General features: G+C 34.3%; 26 protein-coding genes and 2 pseudogenes. 20 read left to right on the top strand and 8 right to left on the bottom strand.

Annotated features, from left to right (window positions below; translation table 11 throughout):
* Nucleotides 1-453 precede the first annotated feature (453 nt).
* The gene (locus tag RTW14_RS04795; RefSeq protein WP_312648558.1) at nt 454-882 is read left to right on the top strand and encodes a hypothetical protein; all 429 of its coding nucleotides are present in this window, start codon (nt 454-456) and stop codon (nt 880-882) included.
* Between the two features lie 329 nt (nt 883-1,211).
* Here the strand turns inward: RTW14_RS04795 and RTW14_RS04790 are convergent, their stop codons facing one another.
* The 5 genes from RTW14_RS04790 to RTW14_RS04770 all read right to left on the bottom strand — a co-directional run bounded on the left by RTW14_RS04790 (nt 1,212) and on the right by RTW14_RS04770 (nt 6,078).
* Entirely contained in the window at nt 1,212-1,916 is a 705-nt protein-coding gene (locus RTW14_RS04790) for an ABC transporter ATP-binding protein (protein WP_312648557.1), read from the bottom strand.
* Nucleotides 1,916-2,755 (bottom strand): ABC transporter ATP-binding protein, encoded by an 840-nt coding sequence (locus tag RTW14_RS04785; RefSeq protein ID WP_312648556.1) that lies wholly within the window; start codon nt 2,753-2,755, stop codon nt 1,916-1,918. The genes RTW14_RS04790 and RTW14_RS04785 overlap by 1 nt, the downstream gene beginning before the upstream one ends.
* Complete coding sequence (locus RTW14_RS04780; protein ID WP_312648555.1) at nt 2,748-3,824, bottom strand: branched-chain amino acid ABC transporter permease; 1,077 nt, start codon at nt 3,822-3,824, stop codon at nt 2,748-2,750. Before RTW14_RS04780 ends, RTW14_RS04785 begins: the two co-directional genes overlap by 8 nt.
* 2 nt (nt 3,825-3,826) lie before the next feature.
* Nucleotides 3,827-4,714 carry a branched-chain amino acid ABC transporter permease gene (locus RTW14_RS04775; RefSeq protein ID WP_312648554.1) on the bottom strand — a complete coding sequence of 296 codons (888 nt, stop codon included), beginning with the start codon at nt 4,712-4,714 and terminating at the stop codon, nt 3,827-3,829.
* A 125-nt stretch (nt 4,715-4,839) separates the two neighbouring features.
* Nucleotides 4,840-6,078 (bottom strand): ABC transporter substrate-binding protein, encoded by a 1,239-nt coding sequence (locus RTW14_RS04770; RefSeq protein WP_312648553.1) that lies wholly within the window; start codon nt 6,076-6,078, stop codon nt 4,840-4,842.
* A gap of 266 nt (nt 6,079-6,344) precedes the next feature.
* Between RTW14_RS04770 and RTW14_RS04765 the strand changes: the two genes are divergently transcribed.
* Nucleotides 6,345-7,742, top strand: coding sequence for an alanine/glycine:cation symporter family protein (locus RTW14_RS04765; RefSeq protein WP_312648552.1), 1,398 nt, complete (start codon nt 6,345-6,347; stop codon nt 7,740-7,742).
* Here the strand turns inward: RTW14_RS04765 and RTW14_RS04760 are convergent.
* Entirely contained in the window at nt 7,696-8,148 is a 453-nt protein-coding gene (locus RTW14_RS04760; protein ID WP_312648551.1) for a putative ABC transporter permease, read from the bottom strand. The two genes, RTW14_RS04765 and RTW14_RS04760, sit on opposite strands and share 47 nt — an antisense overlap.
* 164 nt (nt 8,149-8,312) lie before the next feature.
* Here RTW14_RS04760 and RTW14_RS04755 point away from each other — a divergent pair, with 164 nt between their 5' ends.
* From RTW14_RS04755 to RTW14_RS04740, 4 genes are read left to right on the top strand one after another with little or no spacing between them, the layout of a single operon-like run.
* Nucleotides 8,313-8,696: a VOC family protein gene (locus RTW14_RS04755; RefSeq protein ID WP_312648550.1), complete on the top strand. Its 384-nt coding sequence runs from the start codon at nt 8,313-8,315 to the stop codon at nt 8,694-8,696.
* Between the two features lie 22 nt (nt 8,697-8,718).
* Complete coding sequence (locus tag RTW14_RS04750; protein WP_312648549.1) at nt 8,719-9,264, top strand: hypothetical protein; 546 nt, start codon at nt 8,719-8,721, stop codon at nt 9,262-9,264.
* A 12-nt stretch (nt 9,265-9,276) separates the two neighbouring features.
* Complete coding sequence (locus RTW14_RS04745; protein WP_312648548.1) at nt 9,277-10,971, top strand: FAD-binding protein; 1,695 nt, start codon at nt 9,277-9,279, stop codon at nt 10,969-10,971.
* Between the two features lies 1 nt (nt 10,972).
* Entirely contained in the window at nt 10,973-11,698 is a 726-nt protein-coding gene (locus RTW14_RS04740; protein WP_312648547.1) for a succinate dehydrogenase/fumarate reductase iron-sulfur subunit, read from the top strand.
* A gap of 8 nt (nt 11,699-11,706) precedes the next feature.
* On the opposite strand, the gene RTW14_RS04735 is transcribed toward RTW14_RS04740, so the two are convergent.
* The gene (locus RTW14_RS04735; protein ID WP_312648546.1) at nt 11,707-12,222 is read right to left on the bottom strand and encodes an O-acetyl-ADP-ribose deacetylase; all 516 of its coding nucleotides are present in this window, start codon (nt 12,220-12,222) and stop codon (nt 11,707-11,709) included.
* Nucleotides 12,223-12,383: 161 nt separating this feature from the next.
* On the opposite strand from RTW14_RS04735, the gene RTW14_RS04730 reads away from it, so the two are divergent.
* The 4 genes from RTW14_RS04730 to RTW14_RS04715 all read left to right on the top strand — a co-directional run bounded on the left by RTW14_RS04730 (nt 12,384) and on the right by RTW14_RS04715 (nt 15,472).
* Entirely contained in the window at nt 12,384-12,644 is a 261-nt protein-coding gene (locus RTW14_RS04730; protein ID WP_312648545.1) for a FeoA family protein, read from the top strand.
* Between the two features lie 78 nt (nt 12,645-12,722).
* The gene (locus tag RTW14_RS04725) at nt 12,723-13,847 is read left to right on the top strand and encodes a FeoB small GTPase domain-containing protein (protein WP_312648544.1); all 1,125 of its coding nucleotides are present in this window, start codon (nt 12,723-12,725) and stop codon (nt 13,845-13,847) included.
* Nucleotides 13,848-14,561: 714 nt separating this feature from the next.
* Nucleotides 14,562-15,038: an RNA polymerase sigma factor gene (locus RTW14_RS04720; RefSeq protein ID WP_312648543.1), complete on the top strand. Its 477-nt coding sequence runs from the start codon at nt 14,562-14,564 to the stop codon at nt 15,036-15,038.
* Nucleotides 15,035-15,472: a DUF3955 domain-containing protein gene (locus RTW14_RS04715; RefSeq protein ID WP_312648542.1), complete on the top strand. Its 438-nt coding sequence runs from the start codon at nt 15,035-15,037 to the stop codon at nt 15,470-15,472. Before RTW14_RS04720 ends, RTW14_RS04715 begins: the two co-directional genes overlap by 4 nt.
* A gap of 132 nt (nt 15,473-15,604) precedes the next feature.
* Here RTW14_RS04715 and RTW14_RS04710 read toward each other — a convergent pair whose 3' ends face one another.
* The gene (locus RTW14_RS04710; RefSeq protein WP_312648541.1) at nt 15,605-15,778 is read right to left on the bottom strand and encodes a hypothetical protein; all 174 of its coding nucleotides are present in this window, start codon (nt 15,776-15,778) and stop codon (nt 15,605-15,607) included.
* Nucleotides 15,779-15,977: 199 nt separating this feature from the next.
* Between RTW14_RS04710 and RTW14_RS04705 the strand changes: the two genes are divergently transcribed.
* The 10 genes and pseudogenes from RTW14_RS04705 to RTW14_RS04660 all read left to right on the top strand — a co-directional run bounded on the left by RTW14_RS04705 (nt 15,978) and on the right by RTW14_RS04660 (nt 26,853).
* A complete protein-coding gene (locus RTW14_RS04705; protein WP_312648540.1) occupies nt 15,978-17,099 on the top strand; it encodes an anti-sigma factor C-terminal domain-containing protein in 1,122 nt (373 codons plus the stop codon).
* A gap of 27 nt (nt 17,100-17,126) precedes the next feature.
* Complete coding sequence (locus RTW14_RS04700; RefSeq protein WP_312648539.1) at nt 17,127-17,933, top strand: hypothetical protein; 807 nt, start codon at nt 17,127-17,129, stop codon at nt 17,931-17,933.
* Nucleotides 17,934-18,014: 81 nt separating this feature from the next.
* On the top strand, nt 18,015-18,635 hold the full coding sequence (locus RTW14_RS04695) for a DUF2238 domain-containing protein (RefSeq protein WP_312648538.1): 621 nt from the start codon (nt 18,015-18,017) through the stop codon (nt 18,633-18,635).
* Nucleotides 18,636-18,693: 58 nt separating this feature from the next.
* Nucleotides 18,694-18,852 (top strand): hypothetical protein, encoded by a 159-nt coding sequence (locus tag RTW14_RS04690; RefSeq protein WP_312648537.1) that lies wholly within the window; start codon nt 18,694-18,696, stop codon nt 18,850-18,852.
* Between the two features lie 15 nt (nt 18,853-18,867).
* A pseudogene (locus RTW14_RS04685) lies at nt 18,868-19,224 on the top strand (GNAT family N-acetyltransferase); the annotation flags it as partial.
* A gap of 216 nt (nt 19,225-19,440) precedes the next feature.
* Nucleotides 19,441-21,186, top strand: coding sequence for a methyl-accepting chemotaxis protein (locus RTW14_RS04680; RefSeq protein ID WP_312648536.1), 1,746 nt, complete (start codon nt 19,441-19,443; stop codon nt 21,184-21,186).
* 221 nt (nt 21,187-21,407) lie between these two features.
* Nucleotides 21,408-21,560, top strand: a complete 153-nt coding sequence (locus tag RTW14_RS04675; protein WP_312648535.1) for a hypothetical protein — start codon at nt 21,408-21,410, stop codon at nt 21,558-21,560.
* A 26-nt stretch (nt 21,561-21,586) separates the two neighbouring features.
* Nucleotides 21,587-23,191 (top strand): recombinase family protein, encoded by a 1,605-nt coding sequence (locus tag RTW14_RS04670; protein WP_312648534.1) that lies wholly within the window; start codon nt 21,587-21,589, stop codon nt 23,189-23,191.
* A gap of 11 nt (nt 23,192-23,202) precedes the next feature.
* A pseudogene (locus RTW14_RS04665) lies at nt 23,203-24,051 on the top strand (nucleoside recognition domain-containing protein); the annotation flags it as partial.
* A 147-nt stretch (nt 24,052-24,198) separates the two neighbouring features.
* Nucleotides 24,199-26,853: an EAL domain-containing protein gene (locus RTW14_RS04660; RefSeq protein ID WP_312648533.1), complete on the top strand. Its 2,655-nt coding sequence runs from the start codon at nt 24,199-24,201 to the stop codon at nt 26,851-26,853.
* The last annotated feature ends 2 nt before the right edge of the window (nt 26,854-26,855 follow it).

The following is a 26,855-nucleotide window of genomic DNA, read 5'->3' as shown; positions in this document are numbered from 1 at the left end:
CTTATTATGTGTGAAATATTAAGTAATTCTTTTGCTAAATAACTAAAGGGCAGCTTTCACAATAAAAAACCACATTTCATGGCCTCCAGACAACATTTCATACAGAAAGGCTTGAAAAATTATTTTTAAAGAGCATTATTGTATATAGGCGAGAGGGGATGCCTAAAGAGGGGGTAAAAGTAGACTATTACATAATGAGTGTTTCAGGGGAGATTGTGGGTTCATGATAAAATTATGACATAAATTTTATATTGCGGTAATTATGACATGGATACTGATCTGTTATTGTTTATATTTTTATCAGTGATTATAAATAGTTATAATACAAGAAAGAAATTATAAAATGAGTATAGTTTTTAGCACATTTAAAGATGATTGAGGATTATATTATAAGAGCATTAAATGATATGTAAAATTATGGTTTTAATGACTAAAGAAAGGAGGTATAAGCAAATGACAGAAAGCTTTAAAAGTTTTTATAATTGGTATCGGAATAGGATGTTTTTAAAAAACGCAATTGCAATGATTTTAGTCTTATTACCGTATTTATATTATTCTCCAATATGGTCTATTACCTTGCCAGCGAAAATTCAAGATGCGTATATACTAAAGCTGGGTGAACGACTATTCTTTTTAACAGATTTGTATTTTGCAGCACCTTATATTACAATGGTGGCATGGTTAGCTATTTTTATGTTATATAAGAATATTATTTTAAAAATAATAATGTCAGTCATTTTAGTAATAGCCCTTTTAACACAAATAGGCATGTTAATGGGGTTTACGTCATACTGGGATTTTGCTATTTTTTTACCTCAAGTTTTATTACTTTCATTCAGCATACTGCTAATTTATAAATCAAGAGCAATAAGGCAGTGTTAAAAAATTGATAGTAAATTTACTTAATATAGGCCCTTACACATAATGAGTTGTATGGGCTTATTTTTATAATTTATTATATAGTTCTAGATTTGCAGACTTAGCTATAGATTAGGTTCGTTAAAAGTATGGAGAAGGATATTTTCAACGATATCAGTGCATAGGTAAATTCGCTACCATTTTGGATAAGATAAAGGGCAACTTTTTAAAAGAGGATTTTAGAACTAAAAGGAGAGCAATCAGGCATAAGAAAAAAGTACCTAAATCCCTCTTTGATGAGATAACACTAGGGGGAAGGCGGGGGACGAATATTCTGAACCGCCCCCTGTACATTATTCTCCTAAATAAGCCTTTTTAACGGAATCACTGGCAAGAAGTTCTTTACCTGTACCAGATAGGGTGATGTTGCCCGTTTCCATAACATATGCATAATCCGCTATTTCCAGTGCTGCTTTAGCATTTTGTTCAATCAACAGGATATTTACGCCGGCTTCATTAATCTGCCTTATGATTGAAAAAATGTCTTTAACAACAAGTGGTGCAAGACCTAGTGAAGGCTCGTCAAGCATAAGGAGTTTAGGTTTACTCATGATAGAACGGCCTACAGCAAGCATTTGCTGTTCACCGCCAGACAAAGTACCCGCAAGCTGCCATTCTCTTTCAAGAAGCCTTGGAAATAGTTTATAAACCCATTCTCTGTCTTTTTTTATGCCTTCTTTATCTTTCCTAAGATAAGCACCAAGAGTTAGATTTTCAGCAATGGTCAAGTCAGGAAAAACTCTTCGGCCTTCAGGACAAAGAACAATCCCTGCACCCACGATGTCTTTTGTCTGTGCGTTTGTAATGTCTTTTTCATTAAAGTGAACTGCACCTTCCGTTTTAGGAACAAGTCCCATAATGGCTTTAAGTGTAGTACTTTTGCCTGCACCATTTGCTCCAATTAAAGAAATAATCTTTTGGTCAGGAACATCAAGACTTATTCCGCGAAGGGCATGGATACCGCCATAAAATACATTTAAATTTTCTATTTTTAACATTACTCGTCTACCCCCAAATAAGCCTCAATAACCTTAGGGTTATTTTGAATTTCTGATGGAATACCTTCTGCTATTAAAGTACCATAGTCTAAAACATAAATTCTGTCACAGATACCCATAACAAACTGCATATGATGTTCGATTGTAAGAATGGATAAATCAAAATCATCGCGGATACGGGATACAAATCTCATTAAGTCGTCTGATTCCTGTGGGTTCATACCGGCAGCAGGTTCATCAAGAAGTAATAGCTTAGGTTTCGTTGCAAGAGCTCTGGCTATTTCCAAATGTCTCTGTTTACCGTATGGCAGTGAAGTAGAGATATCATCTTTATTTTTTTCAAGACCAAGAATCTTTAATAGATCCATGGTTTCTTCCCGCATTTTCTGCTCTTCTTTGCGATTAAACATAAAAGTCGCAGCAAAAATATTAGATTTTATATTTAAGTGTTTTGCAATAAGAACATTTTCAAAAACAGTAAGATCTTTAAAAAGCCTAATGTTCTGGAATGTTCTCGCAATACCTTTTTTAGTAATTTTATCTGGTGTTGGAACGATAGAACTGGTATATTTACCAGGGTTTAAACCAGAATAAAGTTCCTTCATTTTACCATGAGGAAAGTTAGAGGCTATGATTTCACCATCAAAACTGATTTCACCGTTTGTAGGAGCATATACACCTGTAATTACATTAAAAGCAGTTGTTTTACCAGCTCCGTTAGGACCGATAAGACCAATAATTTCACCTTTATTCACTTCAAGATTCAAATTGTTTAGAGCAACAACACCACCGAACTGCATCGTTGCATCTGAAACATAAAGCAGGTTCTGCTTACTCATTTGCAGCACCTCCTTTGCGGGATTTTCTCGTAAAGAAATGATAGATACCGTCCCAGGATAATTCTTTCTGTCCCATGATTCCTTTTCTCCAGAAAAGAACAACTACCATTAATATAATAGAGAACACTACCATTCTGAAACCTGTTCTTAGAAAAGGTATCTGAACACCTGCAATAATCATAGTCTGATCAAGGCAGCGAAGCCACCATTCTTTAGCAGCAGTAACAAGAAAAGCAGAGATAATACTTCCGGTAATACTTCCTATACCGCCTATTACAACGATAAGAAGAATGTTGTAAGTGAGCATAATAGGGAATGTAGTTGAAGTGATTGCTCCAAGGTACATGGCTAAAAGTGCACCAGCTATACCTGCAAAGAATGAACTTATAATAAAGGACATCTGCTTGTGCTTTGCAAGATTAATCCCCATGGCTTCAGCAGCAATCTCATCTTCACGGATAGCTTTAAAAGCCCGGCCATAAGAACTCCTTATAAGTAATGCGATAATGACAATACAAATAAATACTACAATAAATGGTGTGTAGTAAGAACTATAACCTGGTATTTCCTTTAATCCAAGAGAACCATTTGTAATTCTGTTAAATATGGAGCTTGCTACTAAAATACGTACGATTTCTGAAAAACCTAAAGTTGCAATTGCAAAATAGTCACTTTTCAATCTTAGTACAGGAGCCCCGATTATAGAAGCAAGTAATGCAGCTATAAGACCGGCAATAATTAAACCAAGCCATGAAGGCAATTGTATATTTGCAAGTGAATCGGAGACGCCATATAAATAGTAGACACTAGGTTTGCTATCTACTGGGATTGTAAATATAGCAAAAGCATAAGCACCTATGGCCATAAAGCCTGCCTGACCTAGTGAAAATAAACCTGTGAAACCGTTCAGCAGATTCATTGATACTGCAGCAAGAGCATAGATTGAACCTAATTGCAATATTGTGCGAAGCATGGAGGACTGTGTGGTAAATTCATTTACAGAAAATAGAAGACCTGCCATTACAAATAATGCAATTATGGTACAAATTATTTTTGATTTCTTTGTCATAATTACACCTTCTCTGCTAAATTCTCACCGAACAAACCAGTAGGTTTGAACATCAATACTACAATTAATAACACAAATGTAAATACATCACTAAATTCAGAGTATCCTGCTGCTTTAATAAAAGTTTCTGAAAAACCAATGATAAAGCCACCTACCACAGCACCAGGAATACTTCCAATTCCACCAAATACGGCAGCTATAAAGCACTTAAGCCCTGGAAGGGAACCTGCCAGAGGAAATACAGATGGTCTTGGGGTGAAATAGAGCATGGAACCTAATGCCGCAAGAAAACAGCCAATTATAAATGTAAAACTGATGACGCTGTTAATTTTAATACCCATAAGTTGTGCTGCCTCGAAGTCCTTTGATACGGCTCTCATGGCCATACCAATCTTTGTGTACTTAATTAACAGCATAAGTAAAACTACAAATAGAACGGTTATAATTGGAGTAATAAAAGTTACAAGTGAAGTGGAAACATCACCAAGGTATATTGTTTTATTTAGAATTGGAATGGATGGATACTGCTTAGGTAATGCAGAAAATAAGTATGTAGCCAGATTCTGTAATAAATAAGAAACACCAATTGCAGAAATCATAATGGACATTCTTGGTGCACTTCGCAGTGGTTTATAGGCAAGTTTTTCGATTACTACACCCAGAAGAACTGTGCTGACTATCATGATAACCATGGAGAAGTACCATGGAATGTTATGATCTACCATTGCAAATATCATGAAGTATGCGGCCATCATAAAGATATCACCATGAGCGAAGTTTATGAGCCTGAGAATTCCGTATACCATAGTATAGCCAATGGCAATCAGCGCATAAATACTACCTATGGACATACCCGCTAAGCAATATGAAAAAAAAGCTGTTGCTGTCATTGTTTTTAAAGCCTCCTAATAAAGAAATAAAGCGGGGGGAGGACCAAATGCCTCCCTACCGCATAAGATTTGTGTAACAAATAGTTCTATTAATGATATAACGACTAAATATTGCTAAGAAATTACTATTTTTTTACAGTTTGAGTTTTAATAAACTTGAATTCCTTAGTAGTAAGAGAATTTTGATCAATTGTTTTAATATAAGCTGTATCTTTTATAGCATCACCATTTTTATCAAATGAAATGTGGCCAGTTACGCCGTCAAAGCTTACAGCTACAAGTGCATCACGGATAGCAACTGAAGTAAGTGCTCCATCTTTACCATCAAGACTCTTTAAGGCTTCATAAATTGCTGTATATGAATCATAACCTAGAGCTGATACTGCAGCGACAGTGTCTGTGTTGGCATTGAAAGTAATGTTTTTAGGATCAGAATTTAAGAACTCTTTGAATCCTTTAACAAATTGGGTTGCAACAGGATTGCTGGCATCATTTTCATCGAAGAATGTTGAGAATGCAACGCCAACGCCATCTTTAGAGATAATTGCTGCATTTTCCCAAGTGTCACCAGCTAAGATCTGGGCTTTAATACCGTTTGCAGAAATCTGTGGTAAAATTAAAGTTGCAGTATTGATTGAGGAAGGAATAAAAATGCAATCAGGATTAGATGACTTAATTTTTGTTAAGATCGCATTAAAATCTGACTCATTTGTCTGATAAGTTTCATCAGCAACAATTGTTCCACCTAGTTCTTCAAAAGATTTCTTAAAGTATCCAGCAAGACCAGTTGAGTAGTCATCACCATTCTGACTAATAACAGCAGCAGTCTTATAACCTGTATCTGTTGCATAAGAAGCCATAACTGTACCCTGGAATGGATCTAAGAAACAGGATCTGAAATAGAAATCATTTCCTAATGTAACCTGTGGATTTGTGCAGGAAGCACCAACTGCAGGAACTCCACTGCCTGCAAAGGTTTCACCAGCGGCAATAGAAACACCTGAACCATATGAACCGATTACAGCAACCACACCTTTACTGATCAATGACTGAGCAGCAGTTACAGCAGCTGATTTATCGGATTGGTTATCGACTTCTTCTAATTGAATGTTATATGTTTTGCCATTAATATCAATGGTAGGCATAATTTGATTTGCATAACGTGCACCTAGTATTTCCTGCATACCTCCACCGCCGTTTTCTCCAGTGGTTGGTTCAAAAACTCCGATTTTAATCACATCTCCATCTACTGTAATTCCAGTAGGGGCTGCTGCCTGGCTTTCTTCTCCGCTTTTACTGCCGCAGCCAACTAAAAATGCTGATACTACTAAAACTAGTACCAACAGTAATGATAATTTCTTCATATTAATTTCCTCCTCAAAATTTTATTCAGTTACATTTCATTCTACCTGTTTTTTTATAAAAGTAAAGTCAATTTTGGTATTGAACAACAAGTATACAATGTACTTTTTGTTTTTAAAAATAAATTTCAGATTATTCTTTTTTTTTGAAGGGATTGTTTTTATTTGGCAGCATTGTTTTTATTTGCACGCTGTATATTTTATGATATAATACACAAGTTAATTTTGTTTTTTACATTAATCTGATAAAGGAATAAGGAGGAAATTATATGGAACTGTTTACTAGTTTTTTAGGCGAGATTAATACGTTTTTGTATAGTAAATTCTTAATAGTATTACTTATTTTAACGGGTTTGTACTTTACTATTAGAACAGGATTTATCCAAATCCGTATGGTACCTGAAGCGATACGAGTTATTCAGGAAAAAGGAAAAGAAGGTAGTTTATCATCATTTCAAGCACTAATGATTGCCACAGCATCTAGAGTTGGAACGGGTAATATTGCAGGGGTTTCAACAGCACTTGTGCTTGGTGGCTCAGGAGCAGTAGTCTGGATGTGGATTATGTGTCTTATTGGTGGCGCTTCAGCATTTATTGAAAGCACTCTTGCACAGATTTATAAGCGTAAGGATGGAAGCATTTTTAAAGGCGGCCCTGCTTATTATATTGAAACTGCACTTCATGCAAGATGGCTTGGAATTATTTTTTCAATACTTTTAATATTATGTTTTGCCTTTGGTTTTAATGGGCTTCAAGCCTTCAATATTGCATCTTCTTTTGAATATTATGTACCTGATTTTTCGGATTCATATGTTCCAATGACAATCGGAATTATTCTTGCACTTATTTCTGCAGTATTGTTTTTTGGAGGAGCTCATAGAATTAGTAAAGTTTCATCTATACTAGTTCCTATTATGGCCTCAATATATATTCTGATTGGATTAATCATTATTTTCACGAATATTAGTAAATTGCCAGAAGTTTTATCTGTGTGCTTTAGTGAAGCTTTTGACTTTCAATCTATTGTAGGTGGATTTGCAGGTTCTTGTATGGTAATAGGTATAAAGAGAGGCTTGTTTAGTAATGAAGCAGGTATGGGTTCTGCTCCAAATGCAGCAGCAGCAGCAGATGTATCCCACCCAGTTAAGCAAGGTCTTGTACAGGTATTATCCGTATTTATTGATACATTAATCATTTGCTCAACTACAGCCTTTATTGTACTTCTTAGTGGAAAGTTTGTACCAGGTGGGGAATTAACTGCGATTCCTTTGGTTCAACAATCTGTCGCAGCACAGTTTGGGGAAATAGGTATTCATATTGTAACCGTAGCTATTTGTCTGTTTGCCTTTACTTCTGTTATTGGCAACTATTTCTATGCAGAAGCAAACATTAAGTTTATTAGTGAAAATCCGGTTGTTATGTTTGTATTCAGAATCCTTGCTATTCTTATGGTATTTGTTGGTGCTCAAGTTTCCATGCAGACTGCTTGGGATTTAGCGGACATTCTTATGGGCTGTATGGCTACAGTAAATATTATTGCTATACTTCTTCTTGGCAGAATTGCTGTTGGCGCTCTTAAAGATTACCAAAAACAGAAAGAACAGGGTATAGATCCTGTTTTTAAGGCATCAAATATCGGCTTGCACGATACAGAACTTTGGAAATAGACAATAGCGCTAAACATAGCAAAAACCATAGAAATGTAAACAATGGGCAGATTTGGCCTAAAAAATCCATAGGCAGGGCTGAGTAGTCCCATACATTAAAATGAAACAAGAGATTAACAATTACACCTACGGTAAACTCGTAGAGTGTGATGACAATTGCGCCCCCCAGGGCTTTTAAAACTAGGGGGGCGTTTTTATATTGAAAGTTTAAATAGTAGAGAGTAAGAAGGCAGGCTCCGCCGGTTAAAAGCATAGACCAGTGAGTATATCCTCTAAATAAAATCTCTATTACTCCATAACCCACAAAGCCTATTGCAAATATTATAACTGCTTTTAATGCTTCATTTGGCAGGAATGATACTCTCATATCAGAATTCAGTTTTTCTTTTGCAAATTTACCTTCCATGTTCATATTATCTGCAAGCAAAAAAACTTTAACCGTGGTTAATAATGGAGTTCATTATCACTTTTTCCCTTCTATGGTTATTTATTGTTTTCAGGTTTAAGTTTAATTGAATAAATGTTAAAATATAATATGATAAAAATAAAATACAAATGGAGGAGTAACATATGAAATTTACAGCATATCATTCATGCATAACTGTTTTAGATTTAAATAAATCAATGAAATTTTATGAAGAAGCTTTAGGACTTACGGAAGTAAGAAGAATTGATGCAGAAGATGGTTCTTATGTAATTGTATTTTTAGGGTCGGATAGTTCACAAGGCAAACAGGAAGCAATGCTTTTAGAACTCACCTGGTATAGAGACAGAAAAGAACCATACAATCTTGGAGATAATGAAATTCATATTGGTTTTAGAGTGGATGATTATGAATCTGCATATAAAAGGCACAAAGAAATGGGTGCTATCTGCTTTGAAAATCCTAACATAGGAATTTATTTTATTTCAGATCCAGATGGATACTGGATGGAAATTGTACCAACGAGATAAGTAATATAAGGAGGTATTGTGCATGATTCGCTATATTAATTCTTTGCTTGGTGTGGCAGCGGTGATCTTATTTGTTATTCATGGAATAACTATGGGACTCTTTCTTGCAGGGTATTTAGATTATTCACCTACTCGAAAATACTGGGGATATGCACTTTTGGTATGTGTTATTTTGCATGGAATTTTAAGCATGATGTTAGTTATTTTTGCAGATGGTAAACGTAAGCACTTGGCTTATTTAAAAAAAAATGCAGGGGCCCATTCTCAAAGAATACTTGGAATCATAGCAGCAGTGCTAATTTATCGCCATATGGCAGCATATGGATATGTGAATGAAGCAGGAATATATATTTTTAAAGAGCCTACATTAACGACTTTTATAAGTGAAGTTTTAATGGCCATTGTTGTAGGGGCACATATTGTTTTAAGCCTGCCAAAAGCAGCCATTACGTTAGGGGTTATAACCAAACAAGAAGAAATGAAAAATCAAAGAAATCTGGCATATACTATATTTTTTCTAGTGGAATCAGTGTCTTTGTATGGTTTATATAAGTACTTTTTAGGATAGGGGGCATAAATAATGGCTAAAATAATTGTAGTTGGAAATGGCTTGGCTGGTCTTTCTGCGGCGATTACCGCAGCAGATCTTGGGGCAAAGGTTACGTTAATTTCACAGAATCCACCAGAACGCTCTCAATCAGTAATGGCAGCCGGAGGGATTAATGCGGCATTAAATACGAAAGGCGAAGGAGATTCTCAACAGCAGCACTATGAAGATACTTTAAAGTCAGGTTGTGGACTGGCAGATTCAGAGGCAGTACAGAATATGACAAAAGCAGCTCCGGAAATCATAAAAACATTAAGCTGCCTAGGTGTAATTTTTTCAAGAGATGATAATGGTAATATAAACCTCAGATATTTTGGCGGGCAGAAAAAAATGCGTACGGCTTTTTCAAACTCAGGCATTGGGAAACAGCTTATGTGTGGATTGTCACAAGAGACACGAAAACTTTCCGTAAAAGGAAGTATTACAGTGAAAGAAAACTATAAGTTCCTTTCACTTATAATAGATGAAGGAGTATGTTTGGGTGGTGTTTTCGCAGACAACATTACAGGAAAACTGACCGCTATAACTGGTGACGCTTTAATATTAGCAACAGGTGGAATGAACGGAATTTTTGGTGATACTACAGGCTCGTTACTTTCCGATGGAAGTGGGACGGCAGCAGTATTTAGGCAAGGTGCTAAATTGGGAAATGGCGAAATGATTCAGTATCACCCTACTACAGTGAAAATAAACGGTAAACGTATGTTAATATCTGAAGCAGCCAGAGGAGAAGGTGGAAGACTATTTACATATAAAGAAAATAAAAAATGGTATTTTATGGAAGATTGGTACCCCGAAGAGGGGAATCTAGCCCCAAGAGATATCGTTTCAAAATGTATATATAGAGTTTGCAATGATTTGAAGCTTGGAATATCAGGAGACAACCAAGTATATCTGGATATAACATTTTTGCCTAAAGATAAAATAGAGACTAAATTAAAAGAAATATGGGAATTATGCAGGACTTATTTAAAAATTGATCCATCAAAGGAATATATACCAGTTTATCCTGGGATTCATTATTTTATGGGTGGAATTTATGTAGATAAAGAGCATCAAAGCTCAATTGAAGGCTTATTTGCAGCGGGAGAGTGTGCTTGTCAGTATCATGGTGCCAACCGATTGGGAGGCAATTCTACGCTAGGTGCAATTTATGGAGGAACGGTAGCTGCCACAAGTGCGGTAAATAAGGCTAACCTAGCTGAAAAAAACAGTGATGCGCTGATAAATGCAGAGAAAACCAAGAGCAGGCTTCTTTGTGCTGAGAATGAAATTATAAAAAGAGAAGCTCAAATGGCAAAATATAAAGCTGGAAATATACCACCGTCAGTTATTTTAAGAGAACTTAGAATAATAATGAACAGTACTATGGGAATTGAACGAAATGAAATACAAATTTTTAATGGCCTTAGAAATTTAAATGTGTTAGCAGCCAAGGCAGAGAATATGGGGGCAGGAGAACTAACGGAAACGGAGCCTGTTATAGTTGAAAATATGTTATATGCCGCAAAGGCGTTGCTTTTAAGTGCAATAGAAAGGAAAGAAACAAGAGGCGCTCATATTAGAAAAGATTATCCGGAAAGGGATGACAATCATTACAGAAAAACTACTGTAGCATCATATTTTGATGATGGAACTATCGACATAGCATTTAAGGAGGTACATTGAGATGGAATTTAGATTAAAAATAAAAAGATATGATTCTTTACAGTCTCAAAGCTATTTCCAAGACTTTATAGTAGATGAACCATTGGATGCTACTATTACTAGTGTATTAACCAGATTGAATGAACGAAGACCTTTAATGGATGCTGAGGGAACAATGGTTAAATTTATAGACTGGGAGTGTAGTTGTAAGCAGAAAATGTGTGGTGCCTGTGCGATGATTATTAACGGCATACCAAGGTTAGCATGTTCTACATTCTTAGAAGATTTGTGCAAAGAGGGTCAGCAGAATGTAGTAGTTCAGTTGGAACCTTTAAGTAAGTTCCCTGTTATAAGAGATTTAAGAGTTGACAGAAGCCAAATGTTTGAGGATATGAAAAAGATGAAGATTTGGTTAAACTCTGATGCTGTTGTTAACAATAAAGAACTTGAACACCAATATGAATCGGCAACTTGTATTATGTGTGGATGCTGTCTGGAGGTATGTACCAATTATTCTTTAAATAATTCTTTTGTTGGGGCATCTGTAATGAATGGAGCCTATAGGGTGGCTACTCAACAGCGGCAGGGAAGTAACCGAAAACAATTTATAAGGGAGAACGTTAAAAATGGACAAGGGCATTGCTCCAAATCACTTTCTTGTGAAAAAGTGTGCCCAATGAATATTCCAGTTGGAGCATTAACTTCTAAAATGAATCGTTTATATATAAAAGGGCTATTTACAAAATAGTCTGTCCTTTACCTTTTTAACTTTGCCAATGCATTGGAGTAAGCTGCTTTTACTTGATTATTAAAACATACCATCTGAACTTCACAAACATAATTTGATTTTTCTAAAAATTTTTGTATGGTTTTTAAGGCTATGGGTGCGGCTTTATCTAATGGAAAGCAATAAACACCTGTACTGATTGAAGGAAAAGCTATGGTTTTACAACCATATTTTTCTGCAAGCAATAAACTATTGTAATAGCAATTTTCTAACAGTTGAGGTTCGTTGCTAGTGCCGCCTAGCCAAATAGGACCTGGTGTGTGAATAACATATCTTGCGGGTAGATTATACCCTTTTGTGATTTTTGCTTGTCCTGTTTCACAGCCATTGAGACTTTTACATTCTTCAAGAAGTTCCTTGCCCGCGGCTCTGTGAATAGCGCCATCTACCCCGCCGCCTCCTAGAAGTGTAGTATTTGCAGCGTTAACTATAGCATCTACAGTAATTGTAGTTATATCTCCTTTGATAATTTTAATGGTACTCATGTGAATCCTCCTGAATATAGGGACAACAAGTTTCAGATAAAATAATTATACTAAAACTTGAATCATGTGTAAATGAAAAGGAGAGGAACCGTGCAATTATTTTAAGCATAGTGTATAACAAGAAGATAAAAAATACGTTTTTTAGAAAGGTGAAAGAAGAAATGCGTAGTAAACATAAAGAACAGGAAAGAGACAATGTACTGAGCAGTTTAAAAAAGGGGCAATGTGGATGTGTTCATAAAATGTTGTTAGATGAAGACATAAAACGTAGATTACAGGACATTGGGCTGACTGAGGGAACTACTGTTGAATGTGTACAAAAAAGTCCAGGAGGAGATCCAACGGCATATCTAATTAGAGGGGCAGTAATGGCTCTTAGGGTAGAAGATGCGTCAAAAGTTCATATTATAAAATCAAAATAAGAGAATCATATATGCACGAAAAAATAAAAGAAAACATAATCTATAACATTACAACTATATAAAAAGAGGGTTATTGTTATGGATAATATAAAAAATGAAGCTGCCGATGGTGTGACAAAAACAGTTGCGCTTATAGGCAATCCAAATGTAGGGAAGAGCACCATATTTAATGCACTTACAGGAATGCATCAGCATACCGGAAACTGGCCTGGAAAAACGGTGGCAACCGCACAGGGGGAATATAGGTTCAATGGCGATACCTACAAATTAATAGATCTGCCTGGCAGCTATTCGTTATGTGCCAGATCTGCTGAAGAAGAAGTATCAAGAGATTACATACAATCTGGAGAAGCGGACGCTGTAGTGATAGTTTGCGATGCTACTTGTTTAGAGAGAAACTTAAATTTACTATTACAAATATTAGGCATTACTAGAAAAGTGGTTGCTTGTGTAAATTTATTGGATGAAGCAGAGCGAAAAGGAATAAAAATTGATTTGGATAAACTATCTGAATGCTTAGGGATACCAGTTATTGGGACTACTGCAGCACAAGGAAAAGGGATAGAACAGCTAATCGGAAAAGTGGCTGAAATAGTTTGTTCAGAGGAAAATACAAGTGAGCTGTGCAATAATATCCAGTTAAGTCCAGAGGATATTTGGAAAAGGGTAGCAAGAGTAGTTGATGAGGCTAATATTCAGGGTGGTGGATATTCTGCCAGGGATAGAAAAATTGATTCAGTTTTAACGAATAAAGCTACTGGTATACCTATTATGCTTGCAACTCTGTTGGGAATCTTTTGGATTACCATAACAGGTGCAAATTATCCATCCCAATTGCTTAGCACAGGATTATTTGCACTGGAAGATAAAATGCTTGAGTTTTGTATGACGACAGAAATACCCAAGTTCTTTTATGAGGTGTTAATTCTAGGAGTTTATAGAGTTGTTGCATGGGTTATAGCTGTAATGTTACCGCCTATGGCAATCTTTTTTCCATTATTCACTTTGTTAGAGGATTTGGGTTATCTGCCGCGAATTGCATTTAATTTAGATAAATATTTTAAAAAATGTAGTGCATGTGGCAAACAGGCATTGACCATGTGCATGGGGAAATTAATGCTATCACAAGGGGAAATACGAGAAAAAATATATAATTTAGTGGAATTCGTATTCATGTTTTCATACCTTTTTAATATAAGCTAGTTCATATAAGTTTGGAATAAAATAAATAATTACTATGGAATATATTGTCGACTATTGTCTAATAATGTCATATACGCGTTTATTATTATGGTATGGATTATGATAAGATAATATGTAAAAAGAAAATTATTTGCTTGCTAGAGTAAAAGTAAAACAAGGAGTTCAACAGTGAGAGACCAGTGGATAACTATAAAGAAAAAGTATATAAAGTATATAATAATAGGTTTGATTTTATGGAATGTCTTGTTTTCTATATTGTTAATTTTTTCATATGATCCACAATATGATACTTTGAAGTCTATAACAATAGATTGTTTGAAATTTAATGCAGGATATTTTTGGTCCATTGTAGATCTTTATATATTAGAGAAAATAGCAATAAAAATAGAAGAAAAATATCCGAATTAAATAAAAGTGTGCAATAGGACAGTTAATCGCCATTGCTTTGTGCAGATTTGCTGGCACCATTTAGGATTTCTATGATTGTAATGTTAATAGGCTTATACATTTGCGGATATGAAGCATACCGAAGAAAATGAGTGCAATAAGAGGCTAAAAAAATTAAAGTAACCTAAGAAACTACTAACTATCAGTATTGGTTAGTATTTTTTTATACTTTTATATGCCGCTTAATAAATTTATGTAAGAAAGTTTTGTAGAATTTTGTAACGAAATTCGACTATGATAGTCTTATATATGAAAGGTGGTGAGAATGTGACGGAATTTGAAGAGATATACTCCAAATATTTTAAGGATGTATATAGATATGTTTTATGTCTTTCTAAAAATGAAAATGTTGCAGAGGATATAACACAAGAAACATTTTTCAAAGCATTAAAAAGTATTGATGGTTTCAAAGGAAATTGTAAGATGAGTGTTTGGCTCTGCCAAATAGCAAAAAATTCATACTTTTCATATTTAAAGAAAGAAAAAATTAATTTCGAAAACATTGATGATATAGCACATTATTCTGACGATGGTTTTGAACAAATATTAGCGGGTAATGAAAGCGCATTTGAAATTCATAAATTACTCCATAATCTAGAGGAACCTTATAAAGAAGTATTTACTCTGCGTTTTTTTGGAGATTTATCATTTTTTAAAATAGCTGAATTGTTCGGTAAAACAGAAAGTTGGTCAAGAGTCACTTATCATCGTGCGAGAATAAAGTTAAAGGAGGAGTTGAAATGAAATTATCATGTGAAGTCATTAAAGATCTGTTGCCCTTGTATTATGACAAAGTGTGTAGTAAAGATAGCTCTTTGTTAGTAGAAGAGCATTTAGCTGACTGTCCGCAATGCAGAGATGAGTTACAGAAACTTAATGTGAATTTAGAGAGTCCGGCTATTTCAAATCAGGAGGTGAAATTAATGGAAAATATTTCAGCAAAGTGGAAAAAAGATAAAAGAGTTTCATTTACAAGAGGTGCTATGCTAATTTCAGCATTAGCAGCTATTATTTGTTTTGTTTCCTATAATATAATTGGTGCAAAACTTCTGCCAGATGGAACACTGGTCGAACCCTTTGCCCTGATACCAATTGGATATTTGTTTATTTTATTCTTTATCATTTCATTGGTATTCAATCTTATATTTTTAGTAATAGCCAAACTTAAAAAAAAATAGAATGTGCATAATATAAAATATAATTAATGAATAGAAAGTAAGAACTACTAATTACCAGGATGAATTAGTAGTTTTCTTATTATGGAGCTAAAATCATTTAAAAACTACTGAGAAATACTCAGTAGTTGTGAATTATAAATTAATTTTCATTTTCTCAACAACTTGTTTAAGTTCACCTAATGTTGAGATTTCTACGCCGGATTCATCTAATCTATTACGGATTCCTTGGGAACAGGATAAATAGTAATCTCTTAAATCTGGATTATCATAGTAATAGCTAGATGAGTTTACATTAAAATCATTCATATTAATCACCTCTATTTATAGTATGTACAAGTAGTATGAATTTATCAGTAGATTTATGACCGCCATTAATACATTTTTGATTTTTCATTTTACTCCAATCCCGATAAACGATGCAATAAAGTTTTAACTTTGGGTTAGATATGATATATTATAATAACAAAAGCTTCAGGGAAAAGAGATAAATAAGGGGGACAATAAGATGGTATTGGAGAAAACGAGAAGGTCTTATGGCGAATTATTAGAGTTATATAAAAAGGGAGAACTGGATGAAAAACAGGGATTACAGATAGAGGCAGATATAAATAAATTGATTAGGAGAGCCTTTGTTAAAATGGGAGTAATCGTTTGTATTGTAACACTTGCAGTAGTAGTATTTGTACAGTTAGCATTACCCGATATTGTTTCATATTTTTACTATGATCCAGGTAAAGAAATTAGTGAGGATTGTAATCAGATAAGCAGAGATATGGCTGTTTATTCAGAACTGGTCATTCCAGCTTATGTCAGAGATGATATCCGGGTGGACGCAGGGGGCTATGGAAAGTATGATATTAGAATATATCAGGATGTAAGCTATAATGGTAGGTTTACAAACATAGCAGGCAAAATTGAAAAAGGCAAAATAACACTTTATGATATGAATTCATTAAAGCGCCCTACAGGGAATCTATTTGCGTGGTTCCAAATGCATGGGAATACATCAAAATCCTTGACACAATTAATAACAGAAGGGAAAGAAAATTTTTGTGCAGCAGGTGATACTCAAATGGCAACAGAAGCACTTAACAAGCTTAATGAAAAAGAAATGTATGTTGCTTATGTTACACTAGATAGAATGATGTCTTATGAAGAGTTTATGAAATTTATCAGTAATAAAGATCACCTTACTTCAACATGGTGTGCAGTTGTTACAAATGGGCAACAACAAGATACGAGTGTAGATTCTATGTTCCGTGCGGATAATATAGGATTTCAATGCGGCCTGACTAAATCAACTGAATTAACATGGGATAAAGATAAGTACCCCAATTTATTATTATGGGATGAAGGTGATAAAGATATAGAAATACTAAAACAAAAAATGAAAACGGAGACCTATATGAAAACACATTTTGTAAGCATGCTAAAGTATGTGTCTAAGCAGGAAAAGTTCTTGAAAATGATGGACGAAAACCCCGAAAAATTCTCTAACGCAGCAGATTATGTAGAAAATCATGGCATTACCGTTTATGGATTTGCAGCTATGGCAGATAAAGAAACCTTACTTGAGTTGAATAAAATGAGCCAGATATATGAAATCTATACGGAGCCATTGAAATAAAGCCAGCTAAAAAGAAAGGGATTAGAGATGAATAAAAGATTAGTGATATTAGTTGTGATGGTGTTGTTGTTTACTTTGTTTGGATTAGGCAAAAGTAATCTCTTCGGGCCGAAAATAGATGCTCCTGTTTTTGTCAAATCTTTAATATATTCAGAAGATATGGATATTGATTTAAATTACATAGCACCTAGAAGGTTTAACAAAAGTGTAGAAAAAGTCCAGATTCCCAATGCGCCTAAAGGCATTGATTGCGTAGTATACGGAGAAGAAAAAGAGGCGGAAGGCAAATATACTGTTAGTACTGTAAATATTGGTGTTAACTGTGATTATTGGAATGAGGAAACTGGTATAGGCAATGATTTAGAATTAAATAGAGTACTTGTTACTTGGAATGATGGAAGCCAAACCACTGAAGACATAGGTCGCATTACAATCGTGGGAGGAAATAGAAATAAGCAGGGTAACAACTATATGGATATTACAGAGCATGGCGACACGAGAAAAGCAACATATACTTTAACGAAAGATACTGAAATTACAGGATTAAAATTTCCTTATCCGGATGAGCTGTTGAATATTATTAGCAATATAACGATTAATGATAGACCTTTAGAGGATGTATCAATAGAAAGACCAATTAAACTAAAGAAAAATGAAACGTGCATTGTTGAGTATCAGGTTAACGATGAGAATAAATTTCAGTTTGGCAATATTCACGTAACCGGATCTCTATTAGGTAAGAGTAACAAAAGTGGAGAGAGCATTGCAAATTTTGTTTTGTTAAAAAGATTTGGTTCTGATGAAAGTGCAAGGGGCTACTTTAATAAGAAATGACAATTATATAAAAATTGATAATTTTAATATAATTATTAGACCAAAGCCACGACACAGCAAAAGGAAGGATAACGAACAAAAATGAAGTTTCATCTAATTTTATTATTTAGTATAATAGGTATTTTAATTTGGTCTTTGGTTAACCCAAAAGATATGTTTACGTGGTTTTTAGAAGTTACACCAGCAATATTGGGTATATCGGTATTAATTGTTATTTATTCCAAATTTCAATTCACTAATTTAGTTTATAGTCTGATTTGGTTAGAAGCTGTTATATTGATTATTGGAGGGCACTACACTTATGCAGAAATGCCAGTTTTTAACTGGATTCAAGATGCCTTTGATCTTAGTCGAAATTATTATGATAGATTAGGACATTTTGCGCAGGGATTCATACCTGCTCTGATTATTCGTGAAGTATTAATAAGGAAAAATGTAACCAAAACTGGTATATGGTTATTTTATATTGTAGTAAGTATGTGTCTTGCAATTAGTGCAGCCTATGAACTGATAGAATTTATGGTTGCTATGTTTACAGGTACAGCTGCCGAGGCTTTTTTAGGAACACAGGGTGATGTATGGGATACGCAATGGGATATGCTGTTTGCACTATGTGGAACTATAGTATCTTTAACTTTTCTTGGAAGGTATCATAATAAGAAATTAGATCAGTTAAGGGCCCGTGGGCAACACAAATTTTAAGGAATTATACAGGAATACAGAAGCAAACAATTTAAATACAAATTAGAGGATGAAAAGTATGAAACTAACTATTAGAAAAGCAAGCAATCATGATATTGATGAGTTAGAGCAGCTCTATGATGAACTGAATGACTATTTGGAAAGCACAATAAATTTTCCAGGATGGAAAAAGGGTGTTTATCCTACTCGTAAGGATGCTATAAATGGAATAAATTAAGAATGCCTATACGTAGCGATATATAATGAAAAGATTGTGGGGTCAATCATATTGCGACATAAGCCTGAACCGGCATATCTTGAAGCAAAATGGCTAAGGGAATTAAGTTATGAACAAGTATATGTGATTTATACACTTGTTGTCCATCCTTCTTATTTAGGTCAGGGTGTAGGGCAAACAATGATACAATTTGCTACGGAACATAGCATTAAATCAAAAAATGTGAAGTCCATTCGCTTAGATGTTTACGAAAACAATTTACCAGCAATCAAATTATACGAAAAATGTGGATTCAAATATGTCGGCACAATTGATTTAGGATTAGAAAACTATGGGTTAAAATGGTTTAAAATATACGAAAAAATTATCTGAGATTTATAAAAGCATTATAGACTTGAATTATAACAAATCAAAAATCAGAGTGTAGGAATTGCAATTAAGCTAATTCTTATACTCTGATTTTACTTTGCGTAGTGTTTACATCTTTGATTGATGGGTAATTAATTTATAGTAAAGTATGGAGTTAAATATTGCCATAGTATTTTTTTAGCATTAAATAATTTGATTTGAGTAGAAGGGAATGTAGCAATGATTAAACAAGCAAACATCAAGACAAAGCTAGTGCTTATTTTCGGGATTCTGATTTTGATAACGGTTTTTATACAAGGACTCGTATCATTTGTTGAACTGACGAAAGCTCATAACGCAGCAATTATAGCAGAGCAGCAAAAGTTCGATTCGGTGATAAAAACTAGTACAGAAAATCTGATCAGTGTATTGGATGTAAACCACCAACGATATTTAAACGGAGAGATTACACACGATGAGGAAATGGCAGCCGCTACGAAGATTGTACGCGATACCAGATATAATGATGGAAACGGATATTTCTGGGCGGATTTGGAAGACGGCACTTGTGCTGTACATATGAAAACCGAATATGAGGGCAAGCAGAGGTATAACGAAAAAGATTTAGAAGGCAATTACTTCATTCAGAATATTATTAAAGCTGGCAACCATAAAAACGGAGGTTTTACAGAATTTTACTTTACAAAACCAGACAAGGAAGGCAGTTTTAAAAAGCGTGCATATACTGAAAAGTATGAACCGTATGGATGGTATATCAGCACCGGTAATTATTATGAAGACATTGAAAAAATCATAAGTCAGTATCAAATGGCAAAAGAACTTTCTTTAATCGGCATTATTATATGTGGTATTCTTATGGGGGTTCTGGGTATCGCGTCTATGGTTATCATTGCAGGAAGGATGACAAAGCACTTAAATAATATTACTCAGCGCTTAGTTTTGATTAGCCAGGGGGACTTACACGCGCCTGTACCTGAAGTCACAAGCGGAGACGAGTTCCAAACTTTGGCCTCGGCAACGAAACAAACTGTTAATAATTTAAGTGAGATTCTTGATGATATCCATGACACGATGAAGGATTTTTCTAATGGAAATTTCATTGTAGATTCAACTACAGAATATCAAGGTGATTTGTCTGGAATTAATGATTCCATTCACAAGTTTTCTGTTCATATTTCAAACACCTTGTCCCAAATCAATACATCTTCAGATGAAGTGGCTCGTGGATCTGTGCAGGTGGCTGCAGGTTCACAGACTCTGGCTCAAGGCGCTACGGAACAAACGGCAGCGATACAGGAACTGTCCGATTTCGTAAGTGATATGGCACTCAATATCCAACAAACCTCCCAGGATGCGGAACAAGCCAAAAAGATTGCGGAGGAGGCCAGCACATCTTCAGCACAGGGAAAACAGCAAATGCAGAAAATGATAGAAGCTATGAACAATATTGGTTACGCTTCCAGCGAAATTGAAAAAATTATAAAAAATATTGAGGATATTGCGTTCCAAACAAATATTCTTGCATTAAATGCAGCGGTGGAAGCAGCACGTGCTGGAGAGGCAGGTAAGGGATTTGCTGTTGTAGCTGATGAAGTTAGAAACCTCGCTGGTAAATCAGCGGAAAGTGTAAAAAATACATCTGAACTGATTGAACGCTCCATGGCTGCAATTTCCAACGGAACTACAATCGTTTCACAAACAGCAGAATCTTTGAATGATATTATTTCAAGTTCTGAAAAGTCTTCGGAAGTGATTCAACATATAGCAGATGCAGCAATAATACAGGAAAAATCCATAAATGAGGTCAACTCTAGGCTTACACAAGTATCTGAGGTTATTCAGTTAAACAGTGCTACGGCAGAAGAAAGTGCTGCATTAAGTGAAGAAATGTCCGCACAGGCCAATATGCTGAAAGAATTGATACAACACTTCAAATATAGTGAAGGCAGTACTATACAACAGTGAGGAAAGACCATCAAGGCATATAATGATAGAGACCCCTTTTGTTAGACAAAGATCTAGCAGAAGGGGTCTTTTATATATTTCTCCTTTTCTTATAATTAGTTCTGTAGCCACGGGCCGTGCGTCAAGTGTAGGAAGATATTAAGTTCTTAATTACGTAATATGTAATGGGTGTTTGTTAATTTGAATATTTATATAGAAGAATAAAAATAGAGGTGATAGAAATGATTTCTGATGAGCAGACAAAAAATATCAAAGAATATGACATCAAAAACAACATTATTACAATTGAAAGGTATTACATAGAAGAAAAAAAGGTAAAGGATGTACTAAAAGAATATTTACAAAGTAAGCCTTTAAAAGCAGGCACATCTTAAGTTCCAGTATGTAAGGAGGGTAGGCTTTGGAAACCACAACCAAAATTTACAGAGCAGCTTTATATATGCGATTATCAAAAGAGGATGAAGGCAGTGGTGAAAGTTCAAGTATAGCCACTCAAAGAAAAATGCTCCGTGCATTTGCCCGTAAAAATACTTTTACAGTATATGATGAATACATTGACGATGGAATTTCTGGAACAACCTTTGAACGACCAGCGTTTTTGCGAATGAAAGCAGACATAGAGGAAGGGAAGATTAATCTTGTTTTGACTAAAGATTTATCACGTTTGGGGAGGGACTATATAAGTACAGGTAATCTTACAGAAATATATTTTCCATCAAAAGGAGTTCGATTTATTGCTATTAATGATGGATATGATTCGGATAGTGCATATACAGATATTGCACCTTTTCGAAACGTGATAAATGAAATGTATGCTAGAGATACTTCTAAAAAAATTAAATCTTCTTTTGAAACAAAAATGCAGGCGGGGGAGTATATTAGTAGTTTTGCACCTTATGGATATAAAAAAGATCCTACAAATAAGAATCATTTGATTGTAGATTGTGAAGCGGCTCCTATAGTACAAGAAATGTTTAATATGGCAGCAAGCGGTTGTAGGCCAAAAGCGATAGCAGAATCATTCAATGCTCGTGGGGTATTAACCCCAGCGGTATACCGTTGTATAAAAAAACCACATTTAAATGCAGATAATTATTCTAAGAGAAAAGAATGGACGTCATCCATGATCTGTAAAATATTAAATAACATGGTTTATGTAGGAGATATGGCACAAGGCAAAACATCAAAGGTATCTTTTAAGAGCACAATTATTATCTCCAAGCCGAAAGAAGAATGGTATATTGTTAAAAATACACATGAACCATTGGTTGCCAGGGAAATTTTTAATGTAGTCCGGAATCGAAGTATAGCTAGAAGAAATGAAACTAAAAATGGATTTATTAACATATTTTCAGGTATTGCTAAGTGTATGGATTGTGGTAGGAATATGTCATCAACAGGGATAAGGAAAAAAAGCGCTGTTGCTAATCTTGTATGTGGTGGATATAAGCTATATGGAAAAAGGGAATGCAGCAATCACTTTATTAATTATGAAACTTTGTATAATATTGTGCTTGAGGAACTCCGCAATCAAATAGGCCTGACAAAAGAAGAAAAGATGGATATTATAACTTCATTCGAGGAAGATTATAAAGCAGAAAAGAAAAATAAATATAGCGAAATAAGGGGAAAACATATATATGAGCTTAATTCAAGACAAAAACAATTAGATAAGATAATTGATAAATTATATGAGGATAATATTTCAGGAAAACTTACTAATGACCGACTAGATAGAATGGTTGAAGCATATCAGTTAGAGGAAGGGCAAATTAAAAACAAGTTAGATGCTTTACATAAAGAGTTGGATGAAAGTAAAAAGAACTCCTTTGAAAATTTTATTGAGCTTGTAGATAATATTACTGAAGGAAAAGAGTTGACAAGAGCACTTTTACTTAAGCTAGTTGACCGGATAGAAATAGGTCAGGGAGCATATGATGAAAAAGGTAGAAAGCATCAAGTAGTGAGAATCTATTATAAATTTACTGGGAATATAGTGGAGTAGCATAAATTTCTCTAACCATGTGCATGGGGTTTGGCTGCAATGCAGCAGGAGTAACAGGCTGCAGGATTATTGATTCACCAAGAGAAAGAATGATTGCCATTTTAACCAATAATTTTGTACCCTGTAATGGTAGATTCCCCACATTAATTTCTATTTTAACTATGTTTTTTGTTTGTAATTCTGGGGCCCTTCAAAGCTTCACAGCTGCAGTACTCCTTATGTTTGTTATCTTAATTGGAATTGTTATGACCTTAATTGTGTCCTATGTGCTTTCAAAGACTTTACTTAAAGGGATACCTTCTTCATTTACTTTAGAATTGCCGCCTTATCGAAGACCTCAAATCGGAAAGATACTAGTAAGATCAATTTTTGATAGAACCATATTTGTATTAAGAAGGGCTATTGCTGTTGCTGCACCGGCGGGTGTCATAATCTGGCTGCTTGCAAATATTACGGTAGGGGGTCAAGCTCTCCTATTAACATTTGCAGATTTTCTTGACCCTTTTGCAAAACTAATGGGATTAGATGGTGTAATATTGCTAGCATTTATCATTGGGTTACCTGCAAATGAAATTGTAGTGCCAATTATAATTATGTCATATATGAACGGGAATAGTATATTTGAGATAAATGATTTAGAAATGTTAAAAAGTTTATTAATCAATAATGGATGGACTTGGGCGACTGCTGTAAGCATGATGCTATTTTCACTGATGCATTGGCCTTGTGCAACTACTCTTTTAACGATCAGAAAAGAGACTCAGAGTATAAAATGGACGGCATTGGGCTTCATTATACCAACAGTGTGTGGGATTGTTTTATGTATGGGATTTAACTTTATTTATACAGTTATATTATAGAAAATAACATGCAGAAAATCTTGACTTTGCAATGGTTGCGTGCTATATTGATACTTGCACAGAGCATGGAATATATTTACATAAATACCCAAAATTCGACATTATTTTTATGAACGTAAGAGAGTGATATGCAGAGAGAGGTTTTGTATGGTTTTGAAAGTTGCAGAAAGGTTTTTCTTAACGCTTGAAGTAGATATAGATAGTATGACAGTAATCTTGATAAAGGACGGAAAAGAGGGCAGGACCTATGATGCAAATCAATATTTTCAATATTTTGTAGAATATGGAGTCAGAAAAGTAGACGTGGTTCAACTACAAGAACATTTTTCACTTGACTACTTTCAGAGTATGCTAGTTACAGGAAAGAATAATGAAACCTTCGAGTTTTGTGTTCAATTTGTAGGTGAGGATTATAAAATCCTAAAGTGCAAAATAAAACTTCTGGAAAGTCAAAACAGTAACATTGTGAAAATATTGTTAGAAGATATTTCGCATAAAAGAGTTCAGCAGCTTGTCTACATAAAAAATCATTTCGAGCAACATAATCATAAATCTTACGCAAAGCCATTTGATATAAAGTTTGAGGAACAAAAAAATAGCAAAATAAAAAACCACAAGCATTATAAATATGCAATAATCATAATGTTAATCTTGTGTATAATTATGTCCATTGTTTTTTTTCGAGATATTTATTCTAAAAATAATAATAAATCTGCTGAAGAAACACTTAATAATTGCAAAATCGTTAATCAGTGTATAGCACAGCAGTTAGATGGTATTTCTCATAATCAGAAAACATTTAGAGACCTAATTTCTAGCAGAGGAACGAGACTTACTAAATCAGAATTAATGGATTATGTAGAAGAAGAGGAGCGAGAGTACGGGTATGAGGCTATGGCTTTTGTTGATGAAAAGCAGCAAATCCTTTATACGGATAGCACCAAGGAGCTTAGTAATATACCCTATATAGAAAACAGCCTTGATTATAAAACAGAAGAAACCTTTTTTGTTACAGGGGATTATTTAGATGGTAGTGCATTAATAAACTATATTGCACCCGTAGAAGGCTTGATTATTGATGGAGTAAAATATAAAGAAATAGTGACCATTTTTGATTTAGATAAAATTTGCTATCCAGTTTTTCTTAACGGAAATTTCAGTAGCCATGACTCAATGATCATTAATGCTGAAGGCAATATTTTATGGGGTGAAAGTTCAGAAATATCAAAGCTTATAAACCAACAGAATTTTTTTGATTACTTAAATAAGAGTTATGTAAAAATTAAATTCCAAGATAGAGTAGATGTTTTAGCTAAAAATTTAGAACAGAAAAAGTCGGGAGTATTTAATTTTAGTGTTGATGGAAAAAGAAAGTTTGTGGCGTACACTCCGCTAGGGATTCAAGACTTGTATCTTATTAGCTTATCTAAATCCAAAGGCATAAGTATGAGTGGTATAAATCTATTGATATTCTCTATTATTACATGGGTTACAGTTCTAATACTTCCGATTATGCTCCTATGGGTTCAAAAAAGAAGGATTAAAGAAGAAAAAGATTATTTAGAAAATATCGCATATGGTGACGAAGTCACAGGTGGCATGAACAGTAACTATTTTGATAAAAGGGCAAAGAGTATTATTAGTGAAATGGAGTGTCACTATGCTTTAGTCGCTACGAATATGCATAATTTTAATTTGTATAATTCAAAATATGGCAATGTAAGAGGAAATCAACTTATAAGAAGGCTATTCCTTGGCATTTCAAGATATATAGATAATGATGAATTAGTTTGCAGAGACTATGCAGAACGCATGATGATTTTAATGAAATATGAAGGAGAGAACCAGCTTGAAGATCGTCTGTTGAGAATAGGAAAAGGTATCTTTGATATAAATTTAAAATTGGAATTCGGAGTTTGTATCATACGAGATTTGACTATGGATTTGAAAGTCGCAAAAGAACGGGCGGGTATGGCTTTAAGAAATGAATCTCAAAAGCAGAAAGATAATATTACTATATCTTATTATGATGTTAAACTTTTAGAAAAAGTACTGTTTGAAAAGAAACTTGAAAATACCATGTATAGGGCTTTTAGAAATGGTGAATTTAAAATTTATGTAGAGCCCCGTTATGATCTTAAAACAAGAGCTTTATGCAATGGGGATGTATATGCGATTTGGGAGCATCCTGAAAAAGGTGCACTGCTTCCTGAACAATATGTTGGAGTATTCGAACGAAGAGGATTAAGTATGTGTCTGGATAGCTTTATTTTCGAGGAGATATGTAAAAAAATACAAGAACATTTGGAAAAGGAAAAGACCTGCATGCATATATCCATAAAATTACATAGAAATCATTTTAATGTTGCAGATTTTATCAGTAAATTAAAAAGAATTAAAGAGCGATATGGGATACAAGGAGAATGTTTGTCTTTTGAGATTTCAGAGGAGATTCTACAAGAAAAAATATATCAGATAGATAAAATTATCAGGTGCATACATGAAATGGGGGCTAATTGCATTATAGGGGAATGTAGTGGACGTTACTTATCACTAGAGCTTCTTAGTAAAATCCAAATTGATGCTATAAAATTCGATTCAAAGTTATTGATAGAAAGTTTGCCAAATGAAATGATAGTGGCATTAATAAAAGTTGCAAAAGGTGCAAAAGCCAAAGCAATCTTTACGGGAGTTTCTAAACAGTCGCAAATATCATATTTAGCACAGAATGATTGTGATGAAGCAAAAGGAGATGCTTTTGCTAAAAACATCTCCCTTGATGAGTATATTAATATTTTTTAATT

Source organism: Aminipila sp. (assembly GCF_032051575.1).
In the GTDB taxonomy this organism is placed as follows: Bacteria; Bacillota; Clostridia; order Peptostreptococcales; family Anaerovoracaceae; genus Aminipila.
This window is presented reverse-complemented; position numbering and strand designations above follow the sequence as displayed.